Origin of the sequence: Alloscardovia macacae (genome assembly GCF_002259705.1) — a bacterium.
Classification (GTDB): domain Bacteria; phylum Actinomycetota; class Actinomycetes; order Actinomycetales; family Bifidobacteriaceae; genus Alloscardovia; species Alloscardovia macacae.
Genome location: NZ_MWWT01000005.1, coordinates 505,482 through 530,065 on the forward strand (window position 1 = coordinate 505,482; position 24,584 = coordinate 530,065).

A 24,584-nucleotide genomic window follows, 5' to 3' on the forward strand; every position below is an offset into this window, starting at 1 on the left:
GTATCATTAAAATTGACCCTAGAAAAAAGAAACGCTAACGTACACCGCACGCCGTCGCGCCGCCTCGTCGCGCCAGAACGCTTTACGGAGAACCGCTGGATTATGGAATCACTTCTGCTTATTCTCGAAATCGGCATCGCAGTCGTCGTCTCGTCACTGCTTAGCCCTTATATTCCGCGCGTGTCCATGCCACTTGTGCAGATTCTGCTCGGCGTCATGTGGTTCTTCATCCCAGGCCTGCCCATCATTAACATCAATTCTGAGCTCTTCCTGCTGCTGTTCATCGCACCGCTGCTGTACTTCGAAGCCATGCATCTATCGCGTTCGGGACTGAGGAAAAACTTCGGAATCAGCCTGTCCCTAGCTGTGGGACTTGTGTTACTCAGCGTCTTCATATCCGGTTTTACCATAAATATTCTCTTCTCTGCTATACCAGTGGCAGCAGGATGTGCACTTGGTGCAGCACTCAGCCCTACGGATGCAGTAGCGGTGGCGCAGCTGGGAAACGACGCGCAGCTCACGCGTCGTCAGACTACGGTGCTGGAGACAGAAAGTCTTTTTAATGACGCGGCCGGCATCGTCAGCTTCCAGTTCGCGCTCGTGTGGCTGACCACCGGGGTCTTCTCCCCCGTGGTCTTCGTCGAAAATGTGGCTCTCAGTTTCGTGGGCGGAGCACTTGTGGGAGCTGCACTGGGCTGGTGCATGAACCGCCTCATCGGCTGGCTGCGTCGTATGCGCTTAGAAACGACGACGAACCGCATTCTCATCGAGCTTATTTTCCCGTTCGCCACGTACTGGATAGGTCAGGAGCTCGGCGTGTCTGGCGTTATCGCTGTGGTGTGCGCGGGACTCATGGCCGTCTACCACCGCGTGGGCGTAGGCGAAGACCTCGCCGAAGTGAACCGCGTCTCTGGTGCCGTCTGGGAGGTCTTTACTTTCGTTCTGAATGGCTCAGTCTTCGTCTTGCTGGGCATCGAGCTACCTCTGGCCATGCGTCAGAGCATCATCAGTGCGCGGATTAACACACTCGGAGCCATAGCAGCGGCCACCATCGTCTTCATCATACTGCTTCTCGTGCGGTTCCTCTGGATAGCGGCCATGCTGCGCACCGCTCGTTCCGAAGATACGGGTGAGCGCCGCCGCATGACGCGTGAACGCTGGCATTCGGCTGCCGTGATGACGTTCGGCGGCGCGAAGGGTACCATTTCGCTCATTCTGGCGTTCAGCCTTCCATCCGAGCTGGATACTATGACCAATTTTCCTGTCCGCACGGCTGGCCTCTTCATCGCAGCCGTGTACATCGTCCTGTCGCTTCTCGTGGCAAATATCCTCGTTCCTATTCTCGCTCCTCCAGAAAAGGATGAGGATGGGCACAAGTTCGCGCTCGCGAACCTCGAGATGCTGAACCGCACACTCATAACTATCTCTCGGCTCGATAATACTTCGTCGTCGCCGGAGGAGCACCTCGCCATCGAGGCAGTCATGCGCTCCTATAACTCGCGCATCGCTCGCCAGCGTGGAAATGTGCTCTCCCAGGACGAGCTCGCTATCCTCCAGGCTGCGCGTATAGAAATGCGCGAGTGGCAGAGTCTGTGGCTGGAAAACTATGTGCGCTGCCATCCGGAAGCAAAGGATGCATGCCAGAGGCTCCTGGCCCCTATCGAGTTTTCCCTGTCTTATGATGAAGCTGGATGGAAGAAGCATCTGCGCACGCGCCTGTACTTCATGCGTCTGAAAATCACTGTGGCCTTGCGCGCTGCACGTGCTGCCCTGCGCTTTACCTGGAACCGCACAGTGGAAGTGACTACTGGCTCCGATGATGTGGAGTATGGTCGCTCGCAAATCACGCGCATTCAGATTCAGATGCTGCAGGACTCTATCCACCACCTCTTCACTCTCATCAACTACGACCAGATTCCACCTATCGTGGGCTCCACCATCGTGAGCGAGCTGCGCACCATCCTGCGGAGCCTTCAGGCGCCATCGCGGCCAGTGGCTGGCGTAGGTGCTGGGGCTGGGGCTGGGGCATCTGCTGGCGTGGGCGGGACTTCGGGGCGCCGCGATACCGTTCTTCATCAGTTTAATACTGTGCTTTCGCAGGCGTACGCCATCGAGCTCGAGACCATTCGTACCATGGCTGAAAATCAGGAGATTACCCGCGACCAGGCGAAGACCATGCGTCGTAATGTCTTCATTATGCAGTCTGACTCGGCTGTGTAAGTAGGCGACTCGGTGCGCTAGTGCCGTGGAGAAACATCCGAGTAACTTTTGGGCGGGAATGATCATCTGAGCGGTCATTTCCGCCCAAAAGTTTATGTATTCTGACGAGCCATAGTCACTTTCGCTCAAAAGTAGTGACGGGAATTCCGCTCACCTGGTTTTTGGGCGAAAGTGATCATACGGATCTCAAGGATTCCTAGTTTTGTGCAGATGTGACCAGAAGAACAGTCATTTCCGCCCAAAACATGTAGAGGAGAGGACAGAGACGGTCACTCTCGCCCAAAAACCCGCGCCCTCATCTTCACACATCCCATCTGTCCCAGTTATCCCCAGAGTTGTGGATACAAACATAGTTATTCACCATGGTTCGACACGCTTATCCACATCGGGTCACAATTGCTTTTCACGCTAGCCTTCTAGCCACGTATGCGGTAAGACTGAGATATGCATGTCCGCGGCGATATCGCGACAGACATAGAAACGAAGAGAACAGGGAGCTGCATACCATGAACACGGATATCCTCCAGGACCTTTCTGGAACCCAGAACTTGAACGCGCGTCGTAAAGCACGCCGACGAGTCAGCTCAGGCGAGCTTGTCGAGCCCGTTCCCATGAATTTCGCTGATGCGCAGGAGTGGAAAAAATTGTCCAAATCCGCGAAAACTCTCGCGAAAATCTACGCGGTCGCCCGCATGCACCGAGATAAACCGCTCACGGGCGTCTCTGCAGCCGCGGTGCTCGGATCAGTCGTGCACGAACGGTATCACACGCATGTGCATTTCGCGCATGACGCACACACGTCCAGCAGTCCGCGCACGCGAGTACCCTATACCTCGCATTACATCCCGAATTCCAGGCCGAAAGAGCTCATCGCGCAGGCGATGGAATCCGCGAGCGCGCCACGTGAGATTCTCGACGACCCGCTCGCATGCGTCCGCGCGTACACTCCGCTGACAGATACGCTTGGGCTCGTGAACGGCTTACTCGTCACAACGCCGCTGCAGACCATATTCGAGTGTTTGCGCAGTATCGTATTCGAGCAGGCCATGATCATCTGTGACGACCTCGCCCGCGCGTTCGGCATCGCGCGCGACGAGCTCGATACGTTTATGGATGGGAATATCCGGCGATGGCGTGGGCGAATTACGCGCTTTAAGGCCAATTTTATCGATGCTCGCGCTGAGAATGGCGGCGAGTCGTTCGCCAGAGCGCGCATGATTCGAGCGGGGTTTGTAACTCCGGAGCTGCAGCGCGTCGTGCCAAATCCCTATGCCGGGCTGGAGCGCACTGCGGGACCGTCGGTGCAGACGAGTGCCACTGTGCGGCCAGATTTTTGCTGGGATGTCGCTGATCCTGCGGGTAATGTTCGTCACCTCGCAGCTGAGCTCGATGGCCAGGGCAAGTACACTGATCCGAAGATTCTCGCTGCGTCTGGCGGAACTGGGGAGGATGTGGTTTTTAAAGAAAAGGATCGTGAATCCGCTCTGTGTGCAGTGGGATATGCGTTTGCTCGCTTCAGGTTTAATGAGGTCCGTGATGAGCTCGGGCGTATCATGATAGCAAAGCTTGAGATGCTGGGGGTGCCGAAGGTGGATGCGCGCGAACAGGCACGGCGACGGAAATGGCTGGCGTGGGATATGCGCGATACCACGCTGAAGAGATTTATCTTATGACCTGAGGGGGTCCTGTGAGCCCGAGCCATTGCTAGGCGTGTTATGAGCCTGCTCTCTTTTCTGTAGAGTGAGCGCGCCACTAAGCGTGCCTGAGTAGCCGCGTCTCTTATCTGTTTTCCTGGCTGGTGGCCTGCGCGGTAGCATGCTCGCGTGCGTGATGACTGAGCTGAATCTTATATCCCCCTAGGGGGGAGTACTTTCCGTGCGATGTGAGGTCATATGCGTACATCTGAAGATTTTGGGCGAGAATGACCATCCGGAGCTCTCTGTATGACTCTTTTGGGCGTGAATGACGCTCCATACAGTCAGATACGCCCAAAATCCTATGCGCGTGGAGTCTTAATGAGCTTTTGCGCAGAAATGACCATTCTCTTCGTCATACTCGCCCAAAATATGCCTCGTTCATAAGCTAGCTAGTCATTCCCGCCCAAAAACCGCGAGAGACAAAGCACGCGAGAGTACACCAGCATCCCGCTCCCTCGTCCTCCCCTCCTCCACCTCAGCTACTCCTCCTGCTCCTACTCCTCCTGCCCGTAGAAGAGTCGGTCCACGACGTCGCGGCATTTGCGCATGATGCCCATAACGTCATCGAGGTATTGGGCTCCGCGGTGCGCGGGGTGGCCGAGGACCACGCCGAGCCCACCCATGTCGAAGAAGTCATCGGGGATGATGTCAGCCTGCCTTACTCGACCAGACCAGAGGAAGGAAGCATTACGAAGGTTCGTGCACAGAGCCCAGGCGTCGCGCAGGGCTGCAGCGTCTTTAGCACTCATTGCACCATGATGCTCGAGCGCTGTGAGTGCGTCGAGCGTATGGGTGGTGCGAATGTCAGACCATTCGTGAGCGTGCTTGAGCTGGAGGAGCTGAATGGTCCACTCCACGTCGGATAGACCTCCACGGCCGAGCTTGATGTGGCGGTCACTGCGTACTCCACGTGGAAGGCGCTCGGCTTCCATGCGTGCTTTAAGCTTGCGGATACTCTGGATTTCTGCATCACTCACAGCATTCTCGCTGTAGCGCAAAGGATCAACGATATCGTGAATGAACCGGGTCCCGAGTTCTTCATCGCCAGCAGCATAGCGAGCGCGCAGGAGTGCCTGGCGCTCCCATGTCTCTGACCAGCGTGCGTAGTAGTCGCGGTAGGATTCGAAGGAACGGACGAGTGGACCATTTTTCCCTTCGGGACGAAGATCCATGTCCAGTTCGAGTTTCTGCTCCGTGCCAGCGACCCCCATCAGCACTGCCCTGATAAGGTCCACCTGGCGAAGCGCAAAAGTGCGTGCTTCCTCCTCGTCATGCCCTTCACAGGCTTCGTAGACGAACATGAGGTCGGCGTCAGAGGAAAAATTGACCTCTTCTCCGCCATAGCGCCCCATGGCGATGACGGACAGACGAGCCGGCGCGCTCGGCCCGGATACTGCAGCCGCCCAGCGGACAGCAGCGTCGATGAGGACGTCGTATACGCGAGTCATGGCGTGCAGTGCATCCTCAGATGAGATGACAGAACTCATCCAGCCGAGGCCTACGCGCTCTATCTCGCGACGGCGAAGTGCGCGCAAAAGTGTAGCGAATTCGTTCTGCGTGTCGAGCGACGAAAAGCGCGTGAGCATAACATTCGTACGGGTTCTTAAACTCGCAGTGCTGCGAGGCTGTAGAGCGACATCGTCCCCCAGCCAGAACGTGGATTCGGAGGACTTCATGAGCGCGTCGCTCAGATAGCGAGAATTCGACAAAATGTGACACATGCGGCGTAGCGCTGTGGGAGAATCGCGCAAAAATCCGAGGTAGGGACCCGACCCGCCGAAAGTGTCCACCCATCGGCGCCACATCATCAGGCCCATGTCCGGATTCTGACCACTGCCTATCCACAAAAGCACCGTAGGAAGCAGGATACGATTGATACGGCTGGAGCGAGAAATACCTGAGGTGAGGGACTCGACATGACGCATAGCAGCTTCCGGGTCAGCGAATCCCACAGATTCGAAGCGTTCACGCATCGCATCTTCCGACAGTGTGATGTCATCATCGCTGAGCTGAGAGATGTTTGGCAGCATAGGACGGTAGTAGATGTCCATGTGCAAATGTCTGATTTCTCGACGTACGGAATCGAAACGTTCCACGAGTTGGACAGGCGTGAGTGAGACAGCACGTGAGAGCCGCACGATGTCCGCATTTTGAGCGATGTCACGCTCAGACACATGCCGCGAGCGCGTAAAAATGTCCTCCTGAACACTCGAAATCTTCGGAAACAGATGCGTGCGTTTCATAGATTTCAGCTGCTGACGGTGTTCGAGGACACGGAGGAATCGGTAATCTTCGGACAGTGCGCGAGCCTGCTGGCGGTTAATATATCCTCCGTGTGCGAGGAGTTTCAGTGCGTCGAGAGTACCACGGATGCGCAGGCTCTCATCTGTGCGACCGTGCACGAGCTGGAGCATTTGGACGGTGAATTCCACATCGCGAAGACCGCCCTTGCCGAGTTTGATTTCACGGTCTTTCTGATCGAGAGGAATGAGCTGCTCTACTCGCGTGCGCATGGCGCGGCAGTCATAGACGAAGTTTGGTCGTGCGGAAGCTGACCAGATAAGCGGTTCTATCATCTGGCTGAACGCACGTGCCACGTCTGCGTCCCCGGCCACGAATCGCGCTTTAAGCAGCGCCTGAAATTCCCAGTTTTCTGCCCAATTCTCATAATACGCCTGAGCAGATTCCACAGTGCGGACAAGCGCACCAGCTTTTCCTTCTGGGCGAAGCGCAGTATCGATATCCCATAATGCGGGCACATCTACTCCCGGTACGATACCGGAACACACGGTGTGAAGAACCGACCCTATCTGCGTGCCGAGAGCGGTAAGGTCGCCCTGGAATTCGGGACTTTTGTCCACGATGTAGACGAGATCCACGTCAGAAATGTAGTTGATTTCCTGTGCGCCGAGCTTTCCCATGGCGAAGACTGCGAAACGACATCCACCGGAAGCAGGCACTTTCGCATATGCCACACGGAGAGCAGCGCGAAGAGTGGCATCGATGAGGGCGCTAAGACGCTTCGATATCACAGGCTGTATCTCCAGCGGCGTCTCGCTGACGGCATCATCCGTGGCTATATGGAGAAGGTTACGCCAGTACACAGTGCGCACGTACTGAACCTGCTGGGCATACGAACCAGAAAAATCGATATCATAATCAAACTGCGGCAAAGCACCGTCGAGTACATCGAAGAGAAGCTCTGGGCGAGCGCTGAGTATACGCCCGAGAAAGTCGGAGACACCACATAGGGCCACGATACGGCTGAGTTCGTCGATGCTGGCGCTGAAGAATGCACGCGCAGGATCTGTGCTCGAAGCTGCAGATCCAGCTGCGTCCAGACCTTTTTCAGCGAATTTTTCAGCGAGTTTTTCCGCTACGTCCGCTACATGCCAGACTGCACCGTCCGGGTCGTCTACGCGAGAGCACACGCGAAGGAAATCATCGAGGGACCAGGATGCTGCGTTCCCCGTCTTTTCCAGCGCATCGAGCGTTAAGCGAAGACGCTCTACATCGCGCCCTGCGCGGCTTACAGACGTAAATCCGGCGCGTATAAGATCGCTCGTGCTCAGACTGGCAGTATCCTCGCTCATCGTCGTCCTCCTAGGCCATCTAGGCCACCTAGTCGCAATCCTTCGCTGTTATCACCGCCAGAACATCCGCCTCATGGATATCCCACTGTTCGAAAGGCTTATGCGCACCGAGTACCGCCACGGATGCTGGAGATAGGCCTATCTCCAGCGCTTCGAGCGCATGTGAGCTGCCCTCAGACCACCACAGCGACCCCTCACTCATCGTCGGCTCGTGGCCGATAATCATGAGGATTTTCTTCTTCTTTTTCTGCGCGGAAAGAATGCTCGACACTTCGCTCAGCCCATCCGTGTACAGCTTTTTATGGTAGGTGACTTCTGGCTTATCCCCGAACACTTTCAGCATACGCTCGGCAGTTTGGCGCGTGCGCTTCGCCCCCGAAACGGCCATGACATCCGGAACGAGCCCCAGCCCATCCAGCGCTTTCGCTACATGTTTCGCCTGTTTTCGCCCTTTGTCAGTCAGCTCGCGCGCCGCATCATCTCCATCATGTGAGACTTTTTCCGTCTTAGCGTGTCGCATCATGAGCAGAATGTACTCGTAGTCACGCGCTTTTTTCGCTACTTTCGTCAGATTTACTGCCATACTTCGTATCCTACCAGTTCGCGCGGCTACATGCTGCGTTCGTTCAGAACATTCAGCTGGGAGTCCAAATCGCGCAGCACTTTTCTCATTTTCCGATCAGACATGTCTCGCAGCTCGAGCTCCTCGACGTTTATGCCCGTTTCGTCTATATCCGTCGCGTTCGCTTTCGTCGGCTTTTCGCGCTTCTTCAGCGCTGTAAAGCCGGGCGCCATCGCACGCGCGAAGACGAGGAATCCCGTATGGCCTATCATGCTGTGGTCCGGCCGCACCGCGAGTCCGTCCACCTTCCAGCTGCGTTCGAGGCTTTCCTGAACGTGCGGCTGAGTCCAGTGTCCACTTTCTGCCAATTTTTCCACCACACGGCTCAGCTGTGTCGTCGTCGTAACATAGCACGTCAGAACGCCGCCTGGAGCGATGACACGATACGCCTCATCGAGGCGGTTCCAGGGGTCTAATTGGTCTAAGACGATGCGATCAAAATACCCGTCCGGATACGCGGAAATGCGCGAATCAAAATCCCCCACGTCCACGCGCCACCAGGACGGACTAAAGCCGAAGAACAAGCTCGCATTCGCCGCGCAGATTCGCGCAAAATCCGGGCGCATCTCGATAGTCGTCAGCTCGCCCGACTCGCCCACAGCCTCCAGCAGATGAAGACTCATCGCACCCGAGCCGCCGCCCGACTCGAGCACGCGCTGGCCGGTGCGAATATCCCCCAGCTCGAGGACCGTGGCGATGTCCTTCGGATACATAATCTGCGCGCCACGCGGCATAGAAAGCACATAATCAGCCATGCGAGGACGCATGACCACATACTGCCACCCACCTATCTTTCGACTCGTTTTCCACGGCTTATCCACACGCTTCGCATCCTGGGCTTGGGTAGAACTGCCCGCATGTGTCTCGATAACACGTCCCTCACCCTGGCCGAGAATGTCATCGTGGTGAATCTGCCCATGCTGCGTATCTGTCACGCCACCCTCGACCAGCTGGAAGGTGAGCATGTTCCCCTTGCGGTCCGTAAGCTGGACTTTCTCGCCTGGAGCGAGTGGGCCACGGGCGTGGGTGTGAGTGTGAGTATGGTCTCGGGTGTGGTCGCGGTCCTGAGTCATCTGTGCGCGCTCCCCTCTTTAGCTTGATATCGTACTACCGTGCCATTCTACCCTCAGGGGTTTATGAGAGTGCTGGAGGGGCGCGGATGGCGCGGATTTTGGGCGTAAGTGACTCGGCGATATGGTCATTTTCGCGCAAAAACCACGGCTGGGGATGCTCTGAGAGTCGTACTGTGAAGTTTTGGGCGAGAATGACTAGCGAGGGCGTGGAGACGAGGGGTTTTGGGCGGAAGTGATTATCTGCGTAGTCATTTCTGCCCAAAACTCGAGAAGAGGGGCACTCAGGAGCTCAAACCTCTGCCTTTTGGGCGGAAGTGACCACACGGATCCTTATCTCCGCACTTTTTGGGCGGAAGTGACCGCCTCCCCAGTCACTTCCGCCCAAAACTTCGCTCCCCTCTGCGCGCTCCTGTCCTACCCTGCCCTGCCCAGCCACCCAGCCCGCCCCGCCATCGTACAAAAAATGTGCCCACCCATTCGTCGTGATGACAGAATGGATGGGCACATTTCATACTAGCCGCTCTCTGAGGCCTTTAGTTCCTTTAGTTATCCTCGCTCTGCCCAGCAAACTGGGAGTTATACATGGATGCGTACACTCCGTCGCTGGCCAGGAGCTCATCGTGGCTTCCCTGCTCCACGATGTCGCCGTGGTTGACCACCACGATGATGTCTGCGTCGCGGATGGTGGACAGGCGGTGCGCGATGACGAAGGCGGTGCGACCAGTGCGCAGAGTGTTCATAGCAGTCTGTACCTTCACTTCGGTACGCGTATCCACCGAACTCGTCGCCTCATCGAGGATGAGGATATCTGGATTAGCGAGGTACGCACGTGCTATGGTCAGCAGCTGCTTTTCACCCTGAGACAGCTCTGTAGAGTCGTCATCCAGAATCGTGTCATACCCGTTCGGCAGGCGGCGCACAAATTCGTCCACATGCGTCGCACGTGCTGCTTCGAGCAAGCGTTCTTCCGTGCGCAGAGCTGGGTCATGCACACCATAGAAGAGGTTATCGCGGATAGTTCCTTCGAACAGCCACGTATCCTGCAGAACCATACCGAAGTGACTGCGCAGCTCATGCCGCGTCATACCGCGAGTATCTGTGCCGTCCAGTCGAATCTGGCCGCCAGTAATCTCATAGAAGCGCATGAGCAGGTTCACGAGAGTAGTCTTACCTGCGCCCGTCGGTCCTACGATGGCCACAGTCTGACCAGGCTGCGCCTCGAGAGTCAGATCCTTAATCAGTGGCTTGTCTGGCGTGTAGGAGAAGGAGACGTGGTCGAACTCCACATGTCCGGATACATGTCCGGATACATGACCCGACATATCGCCGGACACTACCGCAGTATCACCCTCATTCTCGCGCTCTTCCTCATCCTCATCGAGGAATTCGAAGATGCGCTGCGAGCTCGCCAGTGCAGACTGAAGCATGGACCCCATGGATGCCAGCTGCCCCAGTGGCTGCGTGGTCTGGCGCGAGTACTGCGTGAAGGCCTGGAGATCACCGAGAGTGAGCTGCCCGTTAATCACACGCAAACCACCGAAGATGGCCACGATCACGAAGGACATATTTCCTGCGAAGGAGGTCAGTGGATTCATCAGGCTCGACATGAAGGAGGCGAAGAAGCTGGACTTATACAGCCCCTCGTTATACTCGTCGAACTTCTCCTCAGCAGACGCTTCCTGCCCGTAGGCGCGGACCACCATGTGCCCAGAGAACATTTCTTCCACGTGCGAGTTTACACGACCGGTGTTATCCCACTGCTTGACGTACTGTGGCTGCGAAAGCTTCAGGATACCGCCGATGATGAGCAGCAGGACCGGAATCACTATCATCGCTATGCCTGTCAGCAGTGGCGAGATGGTGAGCATCATCACCACGGTAGCGATGAACTGGAACACCGAGAAGAAGAATTCGCCCAAAATCTGCTGAAGCGACTGCTGCACATTATCGATGTCATTCGTGGTACGGCTCATCACTTCACCACGCGGCACGCGGTCGAAGTAGCTCAGCGGCAGGCGGTCCACCTTCTGCACGATCTCGGAGCGCATAGTGTAGACCACATTTGTGGTGATGCGCGCCATGACGAAGTTCTGCACGTAGCGGAAGATGATGGAGATGACGTAGATGCCCACGGTCATGAGCATAATCTGTGCGAAGAGCGTCCAGTCCACGCCCTTGCCCACGGTTACATCGTAGTTGCTGAGCATGGAGGCGAGGTTACCCTGACCGTTCTGCTTGAGCAGGTCCACGACAGTACTCATCGGCGTTCCGTCTGGCAGATGCATCTGATTTTTCAGCATGGATCCGAGGATGCCGCTGAAGAGCACGTCGGTGCCGCGCGCCATGACTTTCGGTGCGAGGACGACGAGCGTCACACCGATCAGGCCAGAGAGGATCATGATGATCATCCGCCAGGAGTCGCGCATAAGATAGCCGACGAGGCGGCCGAGCGTGCGCGCGCGCTCACCTTTTTTCAGGCGTGAAGACAGCGAGGTATTTGCTGGCATGTTACGCCTCCTTTTCTGCGTCTATGCTCAGGGATTCGATGTCCGGACCCTGTCCGCCCTGAGATTCTACGATTTCGCGATACGTATCGTTTGTGGCCATCAGTTCGTCATGCGTTCCCATGGCGTCAATTTTTCCGTTATCCATCACGATGATGTTTTCAGCGTGGCGAATGGACGAGGCGCGCTGCGCGACGAGAAGCTGCGTGGCATTCTGGGTAATAGGTGCCAGTGCTGCGCGAAGTTTCGCATCCGTGGCCATGTCCAGAGCAGAGAACGAATCGTCGAAGGAGTAAATGAATGGCTTGCGCACGATGGCACGAGCGATGCTCAAGCGCTGCTTCTGACCACCAGAGAAGTTCGTGCCACCCTGCGCCACGTGGGAGTCGAGTCCGTCAGGAAGCTCACGTACGAAGTCTGCAGCCTGAGCGACCTCTAATGCATGCCAGAGGTCTGTGTCAGTAGCGGAAGAATTGCCATACAGAAGGTTCGAACGGATGGTTCCCGCGAACAGGACGGACTTCTGCGGAACCGGAGCGAACAGCTGAGCGAGCGCGGCCGGGTCGTATTCCTTCACGTTATGACCATCCACGAGGACCTCGCCGCTGGTCACGTCGAACATGCGGGATGCCAAACGGATGATGGTGCTCTTACCCGAGCCGGTCGCGCCGATGAATGCGGTCGTCTGGCCAGGGCGAGCGGTGAAGCTCACGTCTTCCAGTACAGGCTCTTCGGCTCCCGGATAGGAGAAGCTCACGTGGCGGAATTCGAGGACGCCCTGCGGATGCTCGTTCACGAACGGGTGTTCAGGAGCGCTAATCGAGCTCGTCGCCTCGAGAACTTCGTTAATGCGCTTCGCGGACACGGAGGCGCGCGGCAGCATCACGGACATCATGGTGGCCATCATCAGGCCCATGAGCATGATGAGCAGGTACTGAATGAAGGCCTGCAGAGAGCCGATCCCCATCTCGCCGGATTCGATACGGTGGCCGCCGAACCACATGATGGCCACGGTGGACACGTTAATGATGAAGAACATGGACGGAATGGCCACGCCCATCCAGCGTCCGATGTTCAGAACGATGGAATAGAGATCCTTGTTACTCTCGTCGAAGCGTGCGCGTTCGGTGTCTTCACGAACGAATGCGCGAATGACGCGTACGCCGCTAATCTGCTCGCGCACGAGCTTGTTCACACTGTCGAGCTTCTTCTGCAGCTTTCCGAACAATGGGCCGAGCTGGCTCATAATGGCCCCCACGACCACGAGAACCAGTGGGACGATGATGGCGAAGGACCAGGTCAGTGGGCCATCCTGGCGTGCAGCCATGATGATACCGCCCACGAACATAATAGGCGCCTGCAAAATGATGAGCATGGACTGCATAGTGGCCTGCTGCACCTGCTGAACATCGTTTGTAGCGCGCGTGATGAGCGAGCCGGCCGAGAAGGTCTCTATCTCGTTCAGGGACAAGCCTTCGACCGAGGCGAAGTAATCCTTGCGAATCTCGTAGCCCATGCGCATGGCTACATGCGTGGAGTAATACACGGCGATGATATTCGCGATGATTTGGATGGCAGCCACGGCCATCATGGTCCAGCCGATGGACCAGACTTTATCAGCGTCACCCGCAGTGACGCCGTCGTTAATGATGTCTGCCTGAAGGTTTGGCAGGTAGAGGTTTAAGACTGTTTGAATGATCTGAACGGCGACCAGCAGGGTGGTTTCCACCCAGTGGCGGCTCAGATATTTTCTCCATAAAGAGAGCATGGAGTGCCTTTCTTTGTGTGGATAAGGAATGAAGGGATGAAGGATGAAGGAGGAGTGCTTCTGCGCTCTGAGCGCGGGGCTCGGGACTATTCGGGACTATTCGGGACTATTAGGGGCTATTCGGGACTACGACTTGCTGTCGAGGCGAGCACTAGCCATAGCAGAAGAACGCCAGCGCTGAATAGCTGTCCTAAAGGCATTCTCGAAGTCAGACGAGTCTCGTGTCTCGCGCATGATCTCACGCGCCTTGCTAAAATGCATGCTCAACTGGTCGAGGCTGGACCATCGCTCATCATCAGACAGCGTCTGGTGGACGAAGTCGAGAAATTCCTGACTTCCAGACATATTGTCCAGCTTCTGGAGCAGACCGTAGAGCTGCTGTACTTCATCTGCTGTGAAATTCTCGAAAAGCTTATCTGTCATGGCCTGTGAGGCCAGAGACCTGTCAAGTAGAAGTGCTTTCCCCTTCGCTGTAATGGCCACGAGTGTCACGCGCGAGTCTTCTGTGGACTTCATGCGCTCGACGGTCTCGGTTTGTTCGAGCTTCTTGATAATCTGTGTCACACTCGCCGGAGTGATGCCCAGTGCTTCAGCTATCTGGCCCGCCGTGAGCTTTCCGCGCTCGCTGAGCATAGTCAGCGTGCGAATGCTCGTGTTTTCCAGCGTTCCGAACTGCGCCGCCAGCATAAACGCCGGCTGGTGACCCAGATGGAGAAGGTACGAGAAGATGGTATCTTTTTCCATAGCGTTCTCACGACCCTTCCTGAGGTTATTTAGTTTAGTTTTTACGTAACGAACTAAATAATACGCTGGGATATTTAGTTTGTCAATTTTCTCTTAACTAAATTTTCTCGAGCGGTGCCCGGGCGTGTCTTTCGGGTGAGGTTTTGGGTGGAAATGACTATCAAGAGCCTTACTCTCTGGGGTTTTGGGCGTATCTGACTGCGCGCGTGATCATTTACGCTCAAAACATTCTCCACTTTGAGTTGTGACGGTCATATGCGCCCAAAACTTTAGTTTCCGAGCATATCATCATAGCTTTTGGGCGGATGTGACTACGCTCATAGTCACATCCGCCCAAAAAGAACTCGCAGGGAGCCCTCCGTGATCACTTCCGCCCAAAACCCCGTTAGCCGCAGAACACTACGGTCATTCTCGCCCAAAACATGGCATCCCGGAATACCTAGGTACCCAGCACCACGCGGCTATCCAGCCACGAAAGCAGACCAGCGTCCACCCTCACGCCCACGCCCACCATCAGCAGACGCAGACGCCGACGCAGGCTCACGACGAACCTCGAGTTTCATGCCGAAGAGATCGCTCAGACGCTCGCTGGTCAGACCCTCCTCGATAGAGCCGGTGAATACGATGGTTCCCGGAGCAGGATTGAGCACAGTACCTCCGTCCGCGGGTATTTCTTCCGAGGCAGCCACTTCTGCCTCCAGCTCTCGCGCCCGGCTCTCAGACACGTGTCCGAGGATAGCGATGTGATCAAACTCCGGCGGAATTTCTTCGAGGCGGTGCGTCACGAGAATCGTGGAACGCGCCTGACGCCCACTCGCATCATCACGCCCGCCGTTCTGCCCCGGGCGCTCACCATTCACCTCCTGGTCGCCTCGCGCCAGCTCCCCGAGCGCCGAGACGACGAGCTCGCGACCACCGAGGTCGAGGCCCGTCGTCGGCTCGTCGAGAATAAGAAGCTCGGGAGAGGTCATGAGCGCCCTGCAGATGGCCACGCGCGTCCGCTCTCCCTCGGAGAGCTTATACATTTTCTTCCCAGCCACATACTCTATGCCATAGCGCCGAAGCAGACACCTAGCCCGCTCATACACGTCAGAATCATACGCATCATAATAGTTATCCAGTCGAGCATCCACTGCCGAGACCACCACGTCCAGGGGGTCAGACAGCGGAGAAAAGTCACGATTCAGCGCCCCCGAGGCCAGCCCTATGCGCGAGCGATACGAAAAGACATTCACTTTCCCGAGCCGGTTCCCCAGAATATCCACTGTTCCTGAGGTAGGAAAAAGCCGAGTGGACATCATAGACACAAGAGTGGATTTGCCTATACCGTTCGGCCCGAAAAGCACCCAGTTCTCGCCTGCGCCCACACTCAAAGAGACGTCCGCGAGGATAGTGCGTCGCGAACGCCGGAAAAGAACATTATGTATATCGATAGAATTGACCATAGAAAAACTCCTCCACATACGCGAATGCCCGCGCAGCCGAAACCGCGCGGACACTAGCGTGAAACACTCAAAAAGCCTAGATGGCCGTCCCATACTGGTCGAGGTGCGGATTCTCGGACGACGGACGCGCCACGATGAACAGGTCCAGCACGCCCACAGCGAAGGCGATGGCGATGCCCATAACCACCCACACGGATGCCGTCCAGAACAGCAGCGAGACGAACGCACACGCCGTCACGACGATGAGAATCCAGTTCAGCACACGCACCCACCAGCTCAGGCTGTGCGCACGCACCCCAGAGCCCGCACCGCCACCGCGACGCGCCGACGCCGCAGCCTGCGCTTCCTGCATGTCTTCCATGCGGTCCTGGCGAGCCAACTCCTCATACGCATTCACCGGCTCCATACGCGCGAGAATGGCCAGCGCCAGAAGCGCGATGACGAAGATGACGATGTTCACCGCACCGCGCAGATGATGATTCGTCACAAAGAATGCGATGGCAGCCACGAGCGAGACTCCAGCCACGAGCCACGCACCGAGCGATCCCCACCAGCGCGGCGAACGAGCCAGAGCCGGATGTGCGGCAGTCTCGCGTGCCTGCTTTTCCTGCTCCTCCTGTTCACGCAGCATCTGAGCCATAGCGCGCTCGCGCAGCTTGCGCTCCTTCTTGAGGGCCTTCTTTTCCGCGCTCGCAGCGCGCATCTTCGGATCAGCTGATGGGATGACATCCGAATCATCATCCTGCTCGAGTGTGGAGCTCGACGGCTTCCACTCCCCCTTCGCCTTATTCTGCAAACGTACAGAGCGTTCCTGCAGTGACTGCTCGTCCAGAAGCCCGTCACGCGAGCGTGCCATACCCTGCTGTGGTTCGGCCTGTCCTCGACGCTGACGTTTGGCCTGTGCACGACGTTCTGCTCTATTCGGCATAGTTACTCCCCTTTTTGAGCGCATCTGACCGCGCTGGTCGTTTACCGTTCTTAGTTTAGTATAGTAGCGTTACGCGCCTACCGCCGCCACGACTTGCGCTATCATCGCGTCGTTCAGCAGTCTGCCGCGCCGCGTGGCTATGATCCGCCCGTTTTTTATCGTGGCCAATTTTTCTCTCTCAAACTCGGCCAGTGTCACGTCGGGGATGCTCATCCCGGCTGCTTTCTCGAAGGCGGCGATGTCGAGCCCCTCGCGCATGCGCAGTCCCAGAATGGCCATTTCCTCGATGCACATGGTGGAGTCGAGAGTCTCGCTGTCTGCCCACGGAACGCGCTTTTGAGTGATGGATGTGCCCCACATTTTCGGGTGGTGGATGTCCCAGCTGCGCAGGGCGAGGCCGTTATAATGCGAGTGCGCACCGGGGCCGATGCCTGCCCAGTCCACGTTTCTCCAGTAACCGAGGTTATGCTCGGATTCGTTCCCCGGACGACACCAGTTGGACACTTCGTACCACTCGAGGCCCGCCTGGCTGAAGAGCTCATCAGCTATCTCATACTTCGTCGCCTCGTCATCATCATCCGGCTCGGGAAGACGCCCGGACGCTATCATGCGGCCCATCTTCGTGGTGGGTTCGAGAGCCAGAGCGTAGGCAGAGATATGATCCACATCCAGCTCGAGAGCCGCCTCGACTGAGGTACGCCAGTCCTCCACACTTTCGCCAGGAGTGCCATAGATAAGATCCACACTCGAGCGCAGGCCGAGACGCCTGGCCGCATCCACATTCGAGACCACATTCTCCTGATTATGCGTGCGGTCGAGAGTCTTCAGAACATGGGGAACGGCAGACTGCATACCGAACGAAATGCGGTTAAAACCGCCATCCTGCAGTTCGGCCAGATATGCTGCATCCACGGTGTCAGGATTCGCCTCCGTCGTGACTTCGGCACCCTCTTCTATCCCCCATAAGTCGCGAATATGGGCCACGAGGCGCACGAGGTCGTGCGCTGGCAGGATGGTAGGCGTCCCTCCTCCGAAGAATATCGTGTGCGCGGGAGGCTCATGAAGGTCATGGGAAAGTTGCCACTCCTTCACGAGGTCCATCTCCCGCATGGCCATATCCGCATACGAGGACCGGCTCACGCCGCCGCCCAAGTCTACGGCCGTATACGTGTTAAAGTCGCAGTATCCGCAGCGACGCAGGCAGAACGGAACGTGGACGTACACTTCGTACGGAACCTGCGCCATACTAACTCGCCTTCTGTGCCGCGCGGATCTTATCCTTCGTGTCGCGGTCAGTCGGCTCATCCGTAGCGAGGGCTGCGATGAATGCCTCCTGCGGAACCTCCACATGTCCCAGCATCTTCATGCGCTTCTTACCCGCCTTCTGCTTCTCGAGGAGCTTACGCTTACGGGTGATGTCACCGCCGTAGCACTTGGCCAGAACGTCCTTACGCAGCGCACGGATGTTCTCGCGGGCGATGATACGCGAGCCTATGGCAGCCTGAATAGGAATCTCGAACTGCTGACGCGGAATCAGCTCACGCAGCTTCTTCGTCATCATGACGCCATACGAGTATGCCTTATCGCGATGCACGATGGCACTAAAGGCATCCACCGTCTCACCCTGAATGAGGATATCCACCTTCACGAGGTCTGCAGTCTGCTCGCCAGACTCGTGGTAGTCCAGGCTCGCGTAGCCCTTCGTACGGCTCTTGAGCTGATCAAAGAAGTCGAAGACTATCTCTGCCAGAGGGATGGTGTAGTGCATCTCCACGCGCTCAGGCGAGATGTACTCCATCGTGCCCATGTTCCCACGGTGCTCCTGGCACAGCTCCATCACCGATCCGATGAATTCCTTCGGCAGAATGATGTCTGCAGCCACCATGGGCTCGGTGACCGAGCGCACCTTTCCTTCAGGGAATTCGCTCGGATTCGTCACATGATGCTCAGAGCGGTCTTCCATGACGACGTCATACGTCACCGATGGTGCGGTGGAGATGAGGTCCAGGCCGAACTCGCGGCGCAGACGCTCGGAGACGATCTCCATATGCAGCAGGCCGAGGAAGCCACAGCGGAAACCAAAACCCAGAGCCACCGAGGTCTCCGGCTCGTAGACGAGAGCCGCGTCATTCAGCTTCAGCTTATCCAGAGCGTCTCGAAGGTCTGGGAACTGCGCATTATCTATAGGGAAGAGGCCCGCGTACACCATAGGCTGTGGGTCTCGGTATCCCGCGAGTGGTTCTTCTGCCGGAGCGACTTCTGCCGTGATGGTGTCTCCCACCTTCGACTGGCTCACGTCCTTCACGCCGGTGATGATATATCCCACTTCTCCAGCGCCCAGAGCCTTCGTCGGCTGCATTTCTGGGCTAATCACACCCAGCTCGATAGGGTCATGGACCGTGCCCAGTCCCATCATGCGGATCTTCTGGCGGCTTTTCAGCTCACCGTCCACCATGCGAATATAGGTGACGATACCACGGTACGAGTCATATACAGAGTCAAAGATGAGTGCGCGCGCTGGGCTGTCTGGCGCATCCTGCCCTTTCGGCGCTGGCACTTCTGCCACGATGCGGTTCAGGAGCTCTGCTACGCCATCACCCGTCTTACCTGAGACGCGCAGGACCTCGCTCGGATCCACGCCGAGCAGACCCGCTATTTCGTCGGCATGCTTATCTGGCTCCGCGCTCGGAAGGTCTATCTTATTTAAGACTGGAATGATGGCTAGGTCATGATCCATGGCCATGTACAGGTTCGACAGGGTCTGCGCTTCGATGCCCTGCGTGGCGTCCACGAGGAGGACTGCGCCCTCACATGCGGCCAGCGAACGCGATACTTCGTAGGAAAAGTCTACGTGTCCCGGCGTGTCTATCATGCCGAGTGTGTATTCCGTACCGTCCACTGTCCATGGCACGCGCACGGCCTGGGACTTAATGGTGATGCCGCGCTCCTGCTCGATGTCCATGCGGTCGAGGAAGCGGTCGCGCATTTCGCGCTGCTCCACGATACCGCTCAGCTGCAGAATGCGGTCTGCCACGGTGGACTTACCGTGGTCGATGTGCGCGATAATGCAAAAGTTACGGACGAGCGACTGGTCGGTCGAGCCCGGCTGATTCTGTGCCATAGATGACGCTTCCTTTTATTTTTTCGTTTTTCTTCTGCGCGGTCATGCGTGCGCTTCGTGAACTGCATCCAATTCTACATGACTCATGGTATGATTATGACCTGTATGCCGTGTAACAAACGTTTGGAGAAATAAAAGTGGCAAATATTAAGTCGCAGAAGAAGCGCATTCTCACTAATGAGAAGGCTCATAAGCGTAACGTGGCTTTCAAGAGCCAGTTGAAGCGCACCGTCCGCGCTACCCGCGAAGCTATCGCAGCTGGCGATAAGGCAGCAGCACAGGAAGCATTCGCAGTAGCAGCCCAGAAGCTCGATAAGGCAGCTGGTCGCGGTATCATCCATAAGAATCAGGCAGCAAACCGCAAGTCTGCTCTGGCTCTGGCTATTAACGCGCTCTAAAGCTTCTTCTTAGAAAGCTTCATCTAGCTCTCAGGAGCTAGGTCTGGAGGGCTAGCGTCTCCGCAAGATTCTCTCGCTCTCCACTTTTATCAAGGCCGCCCGTGGTATGTCTACCCACGGGCGGCCTTGTGTATGGGGCGGTGTGGGGGCGGCGCGGGCGGCGCAGGTGGCGCAGGTGGTGCGGGGTTTCTCTCCTCCTCCCATCGCGATTTTGGGCGGATATGACCATCAGGGTGGTCACATCCGCCCAAAAGATCACTTTAACGAAGTAGTCGTGGTCAGTTACGCCCAAAACTCCTCGTCTATCTTAGTGAGAAGATCCATCTTGCGATTTTGGGCGCAACTGACCATACTGGTCGATCTCAGGCCTGCTTTTGGGCGCATATGACTATCCCCACAGTCACATCCGCCCAAAACCTCCACTCAGCACACACAGCTCCTCCATAGATGGCGGTTTATCCTAGAAGTAATGGGGCTTCAGCGCTGCTCCCCCGCTAACGCTGACCCCTCCTGATGAGAATCAAGGGAGGCAGTGATGGCAGTCACGGCACAGTCACTTACGGAATCAGTCACAGCTCAGACAGCTCTGTCCGATAACGAAAATCACACGGGCGAGGACGTGAGAAAGCTATCACACCACCGGCTGGCGCTCATTCTCTTCGGAGTTCTTACGGCGCTCGTTCTGTGCACCATAGTGTGGGCTACAGCATCCTGGCAGAACAGGCCCGAGCAGTACATTCTCCAGACGTATGGTATTCAGATTCCTGAAGGAGTAAGCATCTCGGAGATAGCCACTGAAGAAGGGTGGGACAGTACTCTCCTCCACGGCACATTCACCGTTCGCGAACCTAACGGACTCGTGGACCCGAATAATTTCCGGCCAGTGAGTGAAACGAAGGATGAGAAGCTCGCGTCGCTTGTCGACGAGGTGACTCACACCTTCTCCTTGCCGAAGAATCAGACAGTGGACTTGAGCTCGTCGGAGAGAACGAAGAGCCTGAGTTACCAGCGCATCACTATACGAGGCTCGAGCATATTCGTCATCTTTTACGACGAAGCCCGCAACTCATTTTTCTTCTACGGATCGCGCAGATAAGAAGGCTTGCACGCGCTGAGACACCACCTGCATACCCAAAGCCGCCAGTGGCAGTAGCAGAATAAAGAATGGCAGAGTGTAAATCCCCTTTGCTTCCCAGAAGATAAAGCAGAGGAATCCACCGAGGAAGGATGCTGTGAGGAACATGCGCGTAAAGAGCGCGTGTGCTTTTACCCCTGAAGAGCCCGCCGACCACAGAAGTGCGCCCACCCCCACGAGAGCAAAGACATACACGAGACACTGCATGATATCCTGCCATCCGAGAAACGCTCCCGATCCAGCACCCGTCAGCAGGAAATCAGCCGGTCCATGGAATCCGCTCCACGAGGTTCCATGCTTTGAGTAGAGCTCCGTCATGAAGGTAGGCTCTGCCCATTCGGAGGCGAGTTTGCGCGTAAAGAAACCAGCAGCTTCGCCCGGCGCGTGCGAGAAAGACTCGATGCGCTCACGGATGAATTGGCGGGATATCTCGCTCTGCGCCGCGTAACTCCCCTGCGTATCGTTAAACGCACGCAGCGCAAAGCCCGTCCACCAGCCCTCACCGCGCCCCTCGCGCGAACCGAGACCTATGGCTATCCACGAGATGGTAGGCAGGCCGCGGCCGAAACGCTGACCCACCCAGTGCTCGAGCAGAACGGTGGGAAGCTGCGAAAGACGCAGTGCGCCGAACGCGCCGAGCAGTCCGAAGCCGAACTGCCAGTACTGCCGCGTGGCGAGAACCGCGACGAAAAGAGCCGCAAGAACAGCCAGAAGGAGAATCTGGAAGGTGGATTTGAAGGTAATGCCTATCCCACACACGAGGAAGCCAGCGACCAGAGTCGCGATGTGGCGCAGTGAACGCGACCCTTCAGCCCCGCGCACGCCTTCCGCGATGAGCCACGCGCCCGCCATCGTGATGGCAAACCCCACAGCATTCGGATAGACGAAGGCGCAGAACAGGAGCAACGGAGCGCATGTGCCCACAAGCACAGAAAAGGCTGCAAAGCCCGTCTGATTCAGACCGATAAATGCGCCCATGCGCCACAGGACTGCCACGAGACCAGTAATGGCCACAGCGCTCACGACCTGGAATGCGACGACATTATACGAACCAAACAGCGCGAAAATGATGACATACCACAGCGCCGGGCCAGCCTGGAACGGATAGTAGCGGAAGTAATTATACGGACTCGGCATTTTACGAGCGAGACACGCCGGATCCGTGCCACCGCGCGGACAGTACTCCGGGCTAAACTTGGCAGTGTCGCCCGTGACGAGGATGTGTGCGGCGTCCATGAGACTGCGCGAGTCTGGGTACGAATAAGCGACCAGCCCTATGGCCACGATCCACAGGATTTGCGCGACAAGCACCCAGATGAGCAAGCCGATGAGCAAGCGACGCCGAGGAACCTTTCTGAGGCGATCTATGGCGAGGAGCAGTGCGATGGCTGTGACTGCTGTGAGCGCGAGGAACAGCGCGAAACCAGCTGGTGTGGCTGGATTATAATCCACGCGCTCGGTGATTCTATCTCCTGCTTCGCCTGCGCGGACGAAAAGTACTGTGAAGATGAGCGACAGCGTGAGGAGGAATGTGAGCGTCAGTCCCGTCAGTGCGTATGCCGCGCTCGCGAGGAAGCGCGCGGCCCGTGCTGATGCGGCTCGTGCTGGCGCTGGCGCCGCTGATGCTGCAGCTCGTGCTGGGCGCGACTCCTGTTCCCTTTTCGTACCGAATGTCAATTCTCTCCACTTCATGCGTTCTATTTAACCACACGTGCGCCCTATTCGTGGGCATGGGGCTGCGGGGCGCGGAGGCGTAGGGGTGGGGTGGGGTGGAGTGGAGAAGGCAGAGTCTCCCTTCGCGCTCAGTCTTTCGTGCGGGTTTTGGGCGGAAGTGATTATGAAGGCCCTCTCTCGAGTGGGTTTTGGGCGAGAATGACTATCCCGATGGTCAGATGCGCCCAAAACCCTCCTCTTCATATGCGCACAAAGTCATTTCCGCCCAAAACTCCAGCAGTGCTACTAGCTCCACCCTATTTTGAGCAGAAATGACCACGCGAGCTCTGGAAGAACATAGTTTTGGGCGGATATGACCACCCTCATAGTCATTTCCGCCCAAAACCCCACTCAGCACATAAAAAAACCGCGGGGCCACACCCTTTTCGAGCATAACCCCACGGCCTCTCCCCTCCGGAGAGATCCGAAGAAATCCAGAGAGATCCAGAACCTCAGAGTTTCAGAGCTCCAGAATCGCGCCCTAGTCGCAAATCTTCCACATCCAGTTGTGCGTGTCTTCGACTTCGCCCCACTGAATGCCCATAAGGTGCTCGCGCAGGTGGGCAGTGTACTCGCCCACAGCCTCGCCGTTTACTGGGACGTCGAAAGTCTCGGACTTGAAGCGGCCGATAGGCGTGACTATGGCAGCAGTACCGCATGCGAAGACTTCGGTGACTTCACCGGAGCGAATGTCCTCGATGAGATCAGAAAGCTTGATCATCTTTTCCACCACATCGCGGCCCTCATCCTGTGCTATCTGGATGATGGAGCGGCGGGTGACGCCTGGAAGGATGTTTCCATTCAGGCTTGGCGTTTCGAGGTGGCCGTCCTTATGGACAGCAAACATGTTCATACCACCGAGCTCTTCGAGATACGTCTTCGTAGAGGCATCCACGAAGCACACCTGCTCGCAGTCGTGCTCAAAGCCGCGATATTCGCCCACGAGGGAGGCGGAATAATTGCCACCGCACTTCGCGAAACCAGTGCCGCCAGGACCGGTGCGGAAGTACGTATCCTCGACCCAGATGCTCACCGGCTTCACACCTTGCGGGAAGTACGGGCCGGACGGCGAGGCGATAACGCAGTACTCTACTTCCTTCGCCTTACGCACGCCGAGGAAGGACTCAGACGCGAACATGAACGGACGCATGTACAGGGTGTAGTCGTGGCGGCGAGGCACCCACGCGTGGTCAGCCTTCGCCACAGCCGCTACAGAACCGATGAAGTCATCCACGGACAGCTGGGGAAGAGCCAGACGCGTGGCTGAGTTCTGGAAACGCTCAGCATTCGCATCCGGGCGGAAAAGCCAGAGAGACCCATCGGAGTGACGGTAGGTCTTCAGACCTTCGAAGATTTCCTGTGCGTAGTGCAGGACAGATGCGCCTGGATCCATCTTCAGTGGGCCGTATGGCTCGATGCGGCGATCTGTCCAGCCTTCGCCTTCCGTCCACGTCATGTGCGCCATAGAGTCGGAGAAGACCTGCCCGAACGCCGGCTTATCGATAAGCTGCTCGCGCTTCGCATCTGGAACGCGGTTTTCGTGTGGGAGGACCGTAAATTTTTCTGCCAGAGCGTTCAGATGCTCGGGATTATGATGTGAGTTCGTCATGTTTCTGCTCGAAT

The 24,584-nt window shown here is 56.9% G+C and carries 16 protein-coding genes; 4 read left to right on the forward strand and 12 right to left on the reverse strand.

The features are described from left to right. Positions 1-12: 12 nt before the first annotated feature. Positions 13-2,220: a cation:proton antiporter gene (locus ALMA_RS04925; protein ID WP_158520659.1), complete on the forward strand. Its 2,208-nt coding sequence runs from the start codon at positions 13-15 to the stop codon at positions 2,218-2,220. Positions 2,221-2,726: 506 nt separating this feature from the next. Next, complete coding sequence (locus ALMA_RS04930) at positions 2,727-3,893, forward strand: hypothetical protein (protein WP_094726595.1); 1,167 nt, start codon at positions 2,727-2,729, stop codon at positions 3,891-3,893. Positions 3,894-4,411: 518 nt separating this feature from the next. Here the strand turns inward: ALMA_RS04930 and ALMA_RS04935 are convergent. The 10 genes from ALMA_RS04935 to lepA all read right to left on the reverse strand — a co-directional run bounded on the left by ALMA_RS04935 (position 4,412) and on the right by lepA (position 19,715). Beyond that, positions 4,412-7,510 carry a bifunctional [glutamine synthetase] adenylyltransferase/[glutamine synthetase]-adenylyl-L-tyrosine phosphorylase gene (locus tag ALMA_RS04935; protein ID WP_094726596.1) on the reverse strand — a complete coding sequence of 1,033 codons (3,099 nt, stop codon included), beginning with the start codon at positions 7,508-7,510 and terminating at the stop codon, positions 4,412-4,414. A 28-nt stretch (positions 7,511-7,538) separates the two neighbouring features. Further along, the gene (locus ALMA_RS04940; RefSeq protein ID WP_094726597.1) at positions 7,539-8,093 is read right to left on the reverse strand and encodes a SixA phosphatase family protein; all 555 of its coding nucleotides are present in this window, start codon (positions 8,091-8,093) and stop codon (positions 7,539-7,541) included. Positions 8,094-8,119: 26 nt separating this feature from the next. Then, a complete protein-coding gene (locus tag ALMA_RS04945) occupies positions 8,120-9,205 on the reverse strand; it encodes a tRNA (adenine-N1)-methyltransferase (protein WP_094726598.1) in 1,086 nt (361 codons plus the stop codon). Between the two features lie 542 nt (positions 9,206-9,747). Further along, positions 9,748-11,712: an ABC transporter ATP-binding protein gene (locus ALMA_RS04955; RefSeq protein ID WP_094726600.1), complete on the reverse strand. Its 1,965-nt coding sequence runs from the start codon at positions 11,710-11,712 to the stop codon at positions 9,748-9,750. A gap of 1 nt (position 11,713) precedes the next feature. Then, a complete protein-coding gene (locus ALMA_RS04960) occupies positions 11,714-13,477 on the reverse strand; it encodes an ABC transporter ATP-binding protein (RefSeq protein ID WP_094726601.1) in 1,764 nt (587 codons plus the stop codon). Positions 13,478-13,603: 126 nt separating this feature from the next. Then, positions 13,604-14,221: a MarR family winged helix-turn-helix transcriptional regulator gene (locus ALMA_RS04965; protein WP_094726602.1), complete on the reverse strand. Its 618-nt coding sequence runs from the start codon at positions 14,219-14,221 to the stop codon at positions 13,604-13,606. Between the two features lie 461 nt (positions 14,222-14,682). After that, positions 14,683-15,666, reverse strand: coding sequence for an ABC transporter ATP-binding protein (locus ALMA_RS04970; RefSeq protein ID WP_094726603.1), 984 nt, complete (start codon positions 15,664-15,666; stop codon positions 14,683-14,685). A gap of 76 nt (positions 15,667-15,742) precedes the next feature. Then, a complete protein-coding gene (locus ALMA_RS04975; protein WP_148140260.1) occupies positions 15,743-16,594 on the reverse strand; it encodes a hypothetical protein in 852 nt (283 codons plus the stop codon). Positions 16,595-16,663: 69 nt separating this feature from the next. Then, positions 16,664-17,839 carry a radical SAM family heme chaperone HemW gene (gene hemW, locus ALMA_RS04980; protein WP_244568868.1) on the reverse strand — a complete coding sequence of 392 codons (1,176 nt, stop codon included), beginning with the start codon at positions 17,837-17,839 and terminating at the stop codon, positions 16,664-16,666. Between the two features lies 1 nt (position 17,840). After that, entirely contained in the window at positions 17,841-19,715 is a 1,875-nt protein-coding gene (lepA, locus tag ALMA_RS04985; protein ID WP_094726606.1) for a translation elongation factor 4, read from the reverse strand. A gap of 137 nt (positions 19,716-19,852) precedes the next feature. Between lepA and rpsT the strand changes: the two genes are divergently transcribed. Then, on the forward strand, positions 19,853-20,113 hold the full coding sequence (gene rpsT / locus ALMA_RS04990; protein WP_086107086.1) for a 30S ribosomal protein S20: 261 nt from the start codon (positions 19,853-19,855) through the stop codon (positions 20,111-20,113). Positions 20,114-20,648: 535 nt separating this feature from the next. Then, complete coding sequence (locus tag ALMA_RS04995; protein ID WP_094726607.1) at positions 20,649-21,209, forward strand: hypothetical protein; 561 nt, start codon at positions 20,649-20,651, stop codon at positions 21,207-21,209. Here the strand turns inward: ALMA_RS04995 and ALMA_RS05000 are convergent. Both ALMA_RS05000 and ALMA_RS05010 read right to left on the reverse strand, forming a co-directional pair. Continuing rightward, positions 21,180-22,940: a hypothetical protein gene (locus ALMA_RS05000; protein ID WP_148140261.1), complete on the reverse strand. Its 1,761-nt coding sequence runs from the start codon at positions 22,938-22,940 to the stop codon at positions 21,180-21,182. The two genes, ALMA_RS04995 and ALMA_RS05000, sit on opposite strands and share 30 nt — an antisense overlap. A 502-nt stretch (positions 22,941-23,442) precedes the next feature. Then, a complete protein-coding gene (locus ALMA_RS05010; RefSeq protein ID WP_094726610.1) occupies positions 23,443-24,570 on the reverse strand; it encodes a branched-chain amino acid aminotransferase in 1,128 nt (375 codons plus the stop codon). Positions 24,571-24,584: the final 14 nt, after the last annotated feature.

What these genes read in the sequence shown, in the direction of transcription:
- ALMA_RS04930 (WP_094726595.1), top strand. Translation starts at nt 2,727, where the DNA reads ATGAACACGGATATCCTCCAGGACCTTTCTGGAACCCAGAACTTGAAC.
- ALMA_RS04935 (WP_094726596.1), bottom strand. Translation starts at nt 7,510, where the DNA reads ATGAGCGAGGATACTGCCAGTCTGAGCACGAGCGATCTTATACGCGCC.
- ALMA_RS04940 (WP_094726597.1), bottom strand. Translation starts at nt 8,093, where the DNA reads ATGGCAGTAAATCTGACGAAAGTAGCGAAAAAAGCGCGTGACTACGAG.
- ALMA_RS04945 (WP_094726598.1), bottom strand. Translation starts at nt 9,205, where the DNA reads ATGACTCAGGACCGCGACCACACCCGAGACCATACTCACACTCACACC.
- ALMA_RS04955 (WP_094726600.1), bottom strand. Translation starts at nt 11,712, where the DNA reads ATGCCAGCAAATACCTCGCTGTCTTCACGCCTGAAAAAAGGTGAGCGC.
- ALMA_RS04960 (WP_094726601.1), bottom strand. Translation starts at nt 13,477, where the DNA reads ATGCTCTCTTTATGGAGAAAATATCTGAGCCGCCACTGGGTGGAAACC.
- ALMA_RS04965 (WP_094726602.1), bottom strand. Translation starts at nt 14,221, where the DNA reads ATGGAAAAAGATACCATCTTCTCGTACCTTCTCCATCTGGGTCACCAG.
- ALMA_RS04970 (WP_094726603.1), bottom strand. Translation starts at nt 15,666, where the DNA reads ATGGTCAATTCTATCGATATACATAATGTTCTTTTCCGGCGTTCGCGA.
- ALMA_RS04975 (WP_148140260.1), bottom strand. Translation starts at nt 16,594, where the DNA reads ATGCCGAATAGAGCAGAACGTCGTGCACAGGCCAAACGTCAGCGTCGA.
- hemW (WP_244568868.1), bottom strand. Translation starts at nt 17,839, where the DNA reads ATGGCGCAGGTTCCGTACGAAGTGTACGTCCACGTTCCGTTCTGCCTG.
- lepA (WP_094726606.1), bottom strand. Translation starts at nt 19,715, where the DNA reads ATGGCACAGAATCAGCCGGGCTCGACCGACCAGTCGCTCGTCCGTAAC.
- ALMA_RS04995 (WP_094726607.1), top strand. Translation starts at nt 20,649, where the DNA reads ATGGCAGTCACGGCACAGTCACTTACGGAATCAGTCACAGCTCAGACA.
- ALMA_RS05000 (WP_148140261.1), bottom strand. Translation starts at nt 22,940, where the DNA reads ATGAAGTGGAGAGAATTGACATTCGGTACGAAAAGGGAACAGGAGTCG.
- ALMA_RS05010 (WP_094726610.1), bottom strand. Translation starts at nt 24,570, where the DNA reads ATGACGAACTCACATCATAATCCCGAGCATCTGAACGCTCTGGCAGAA.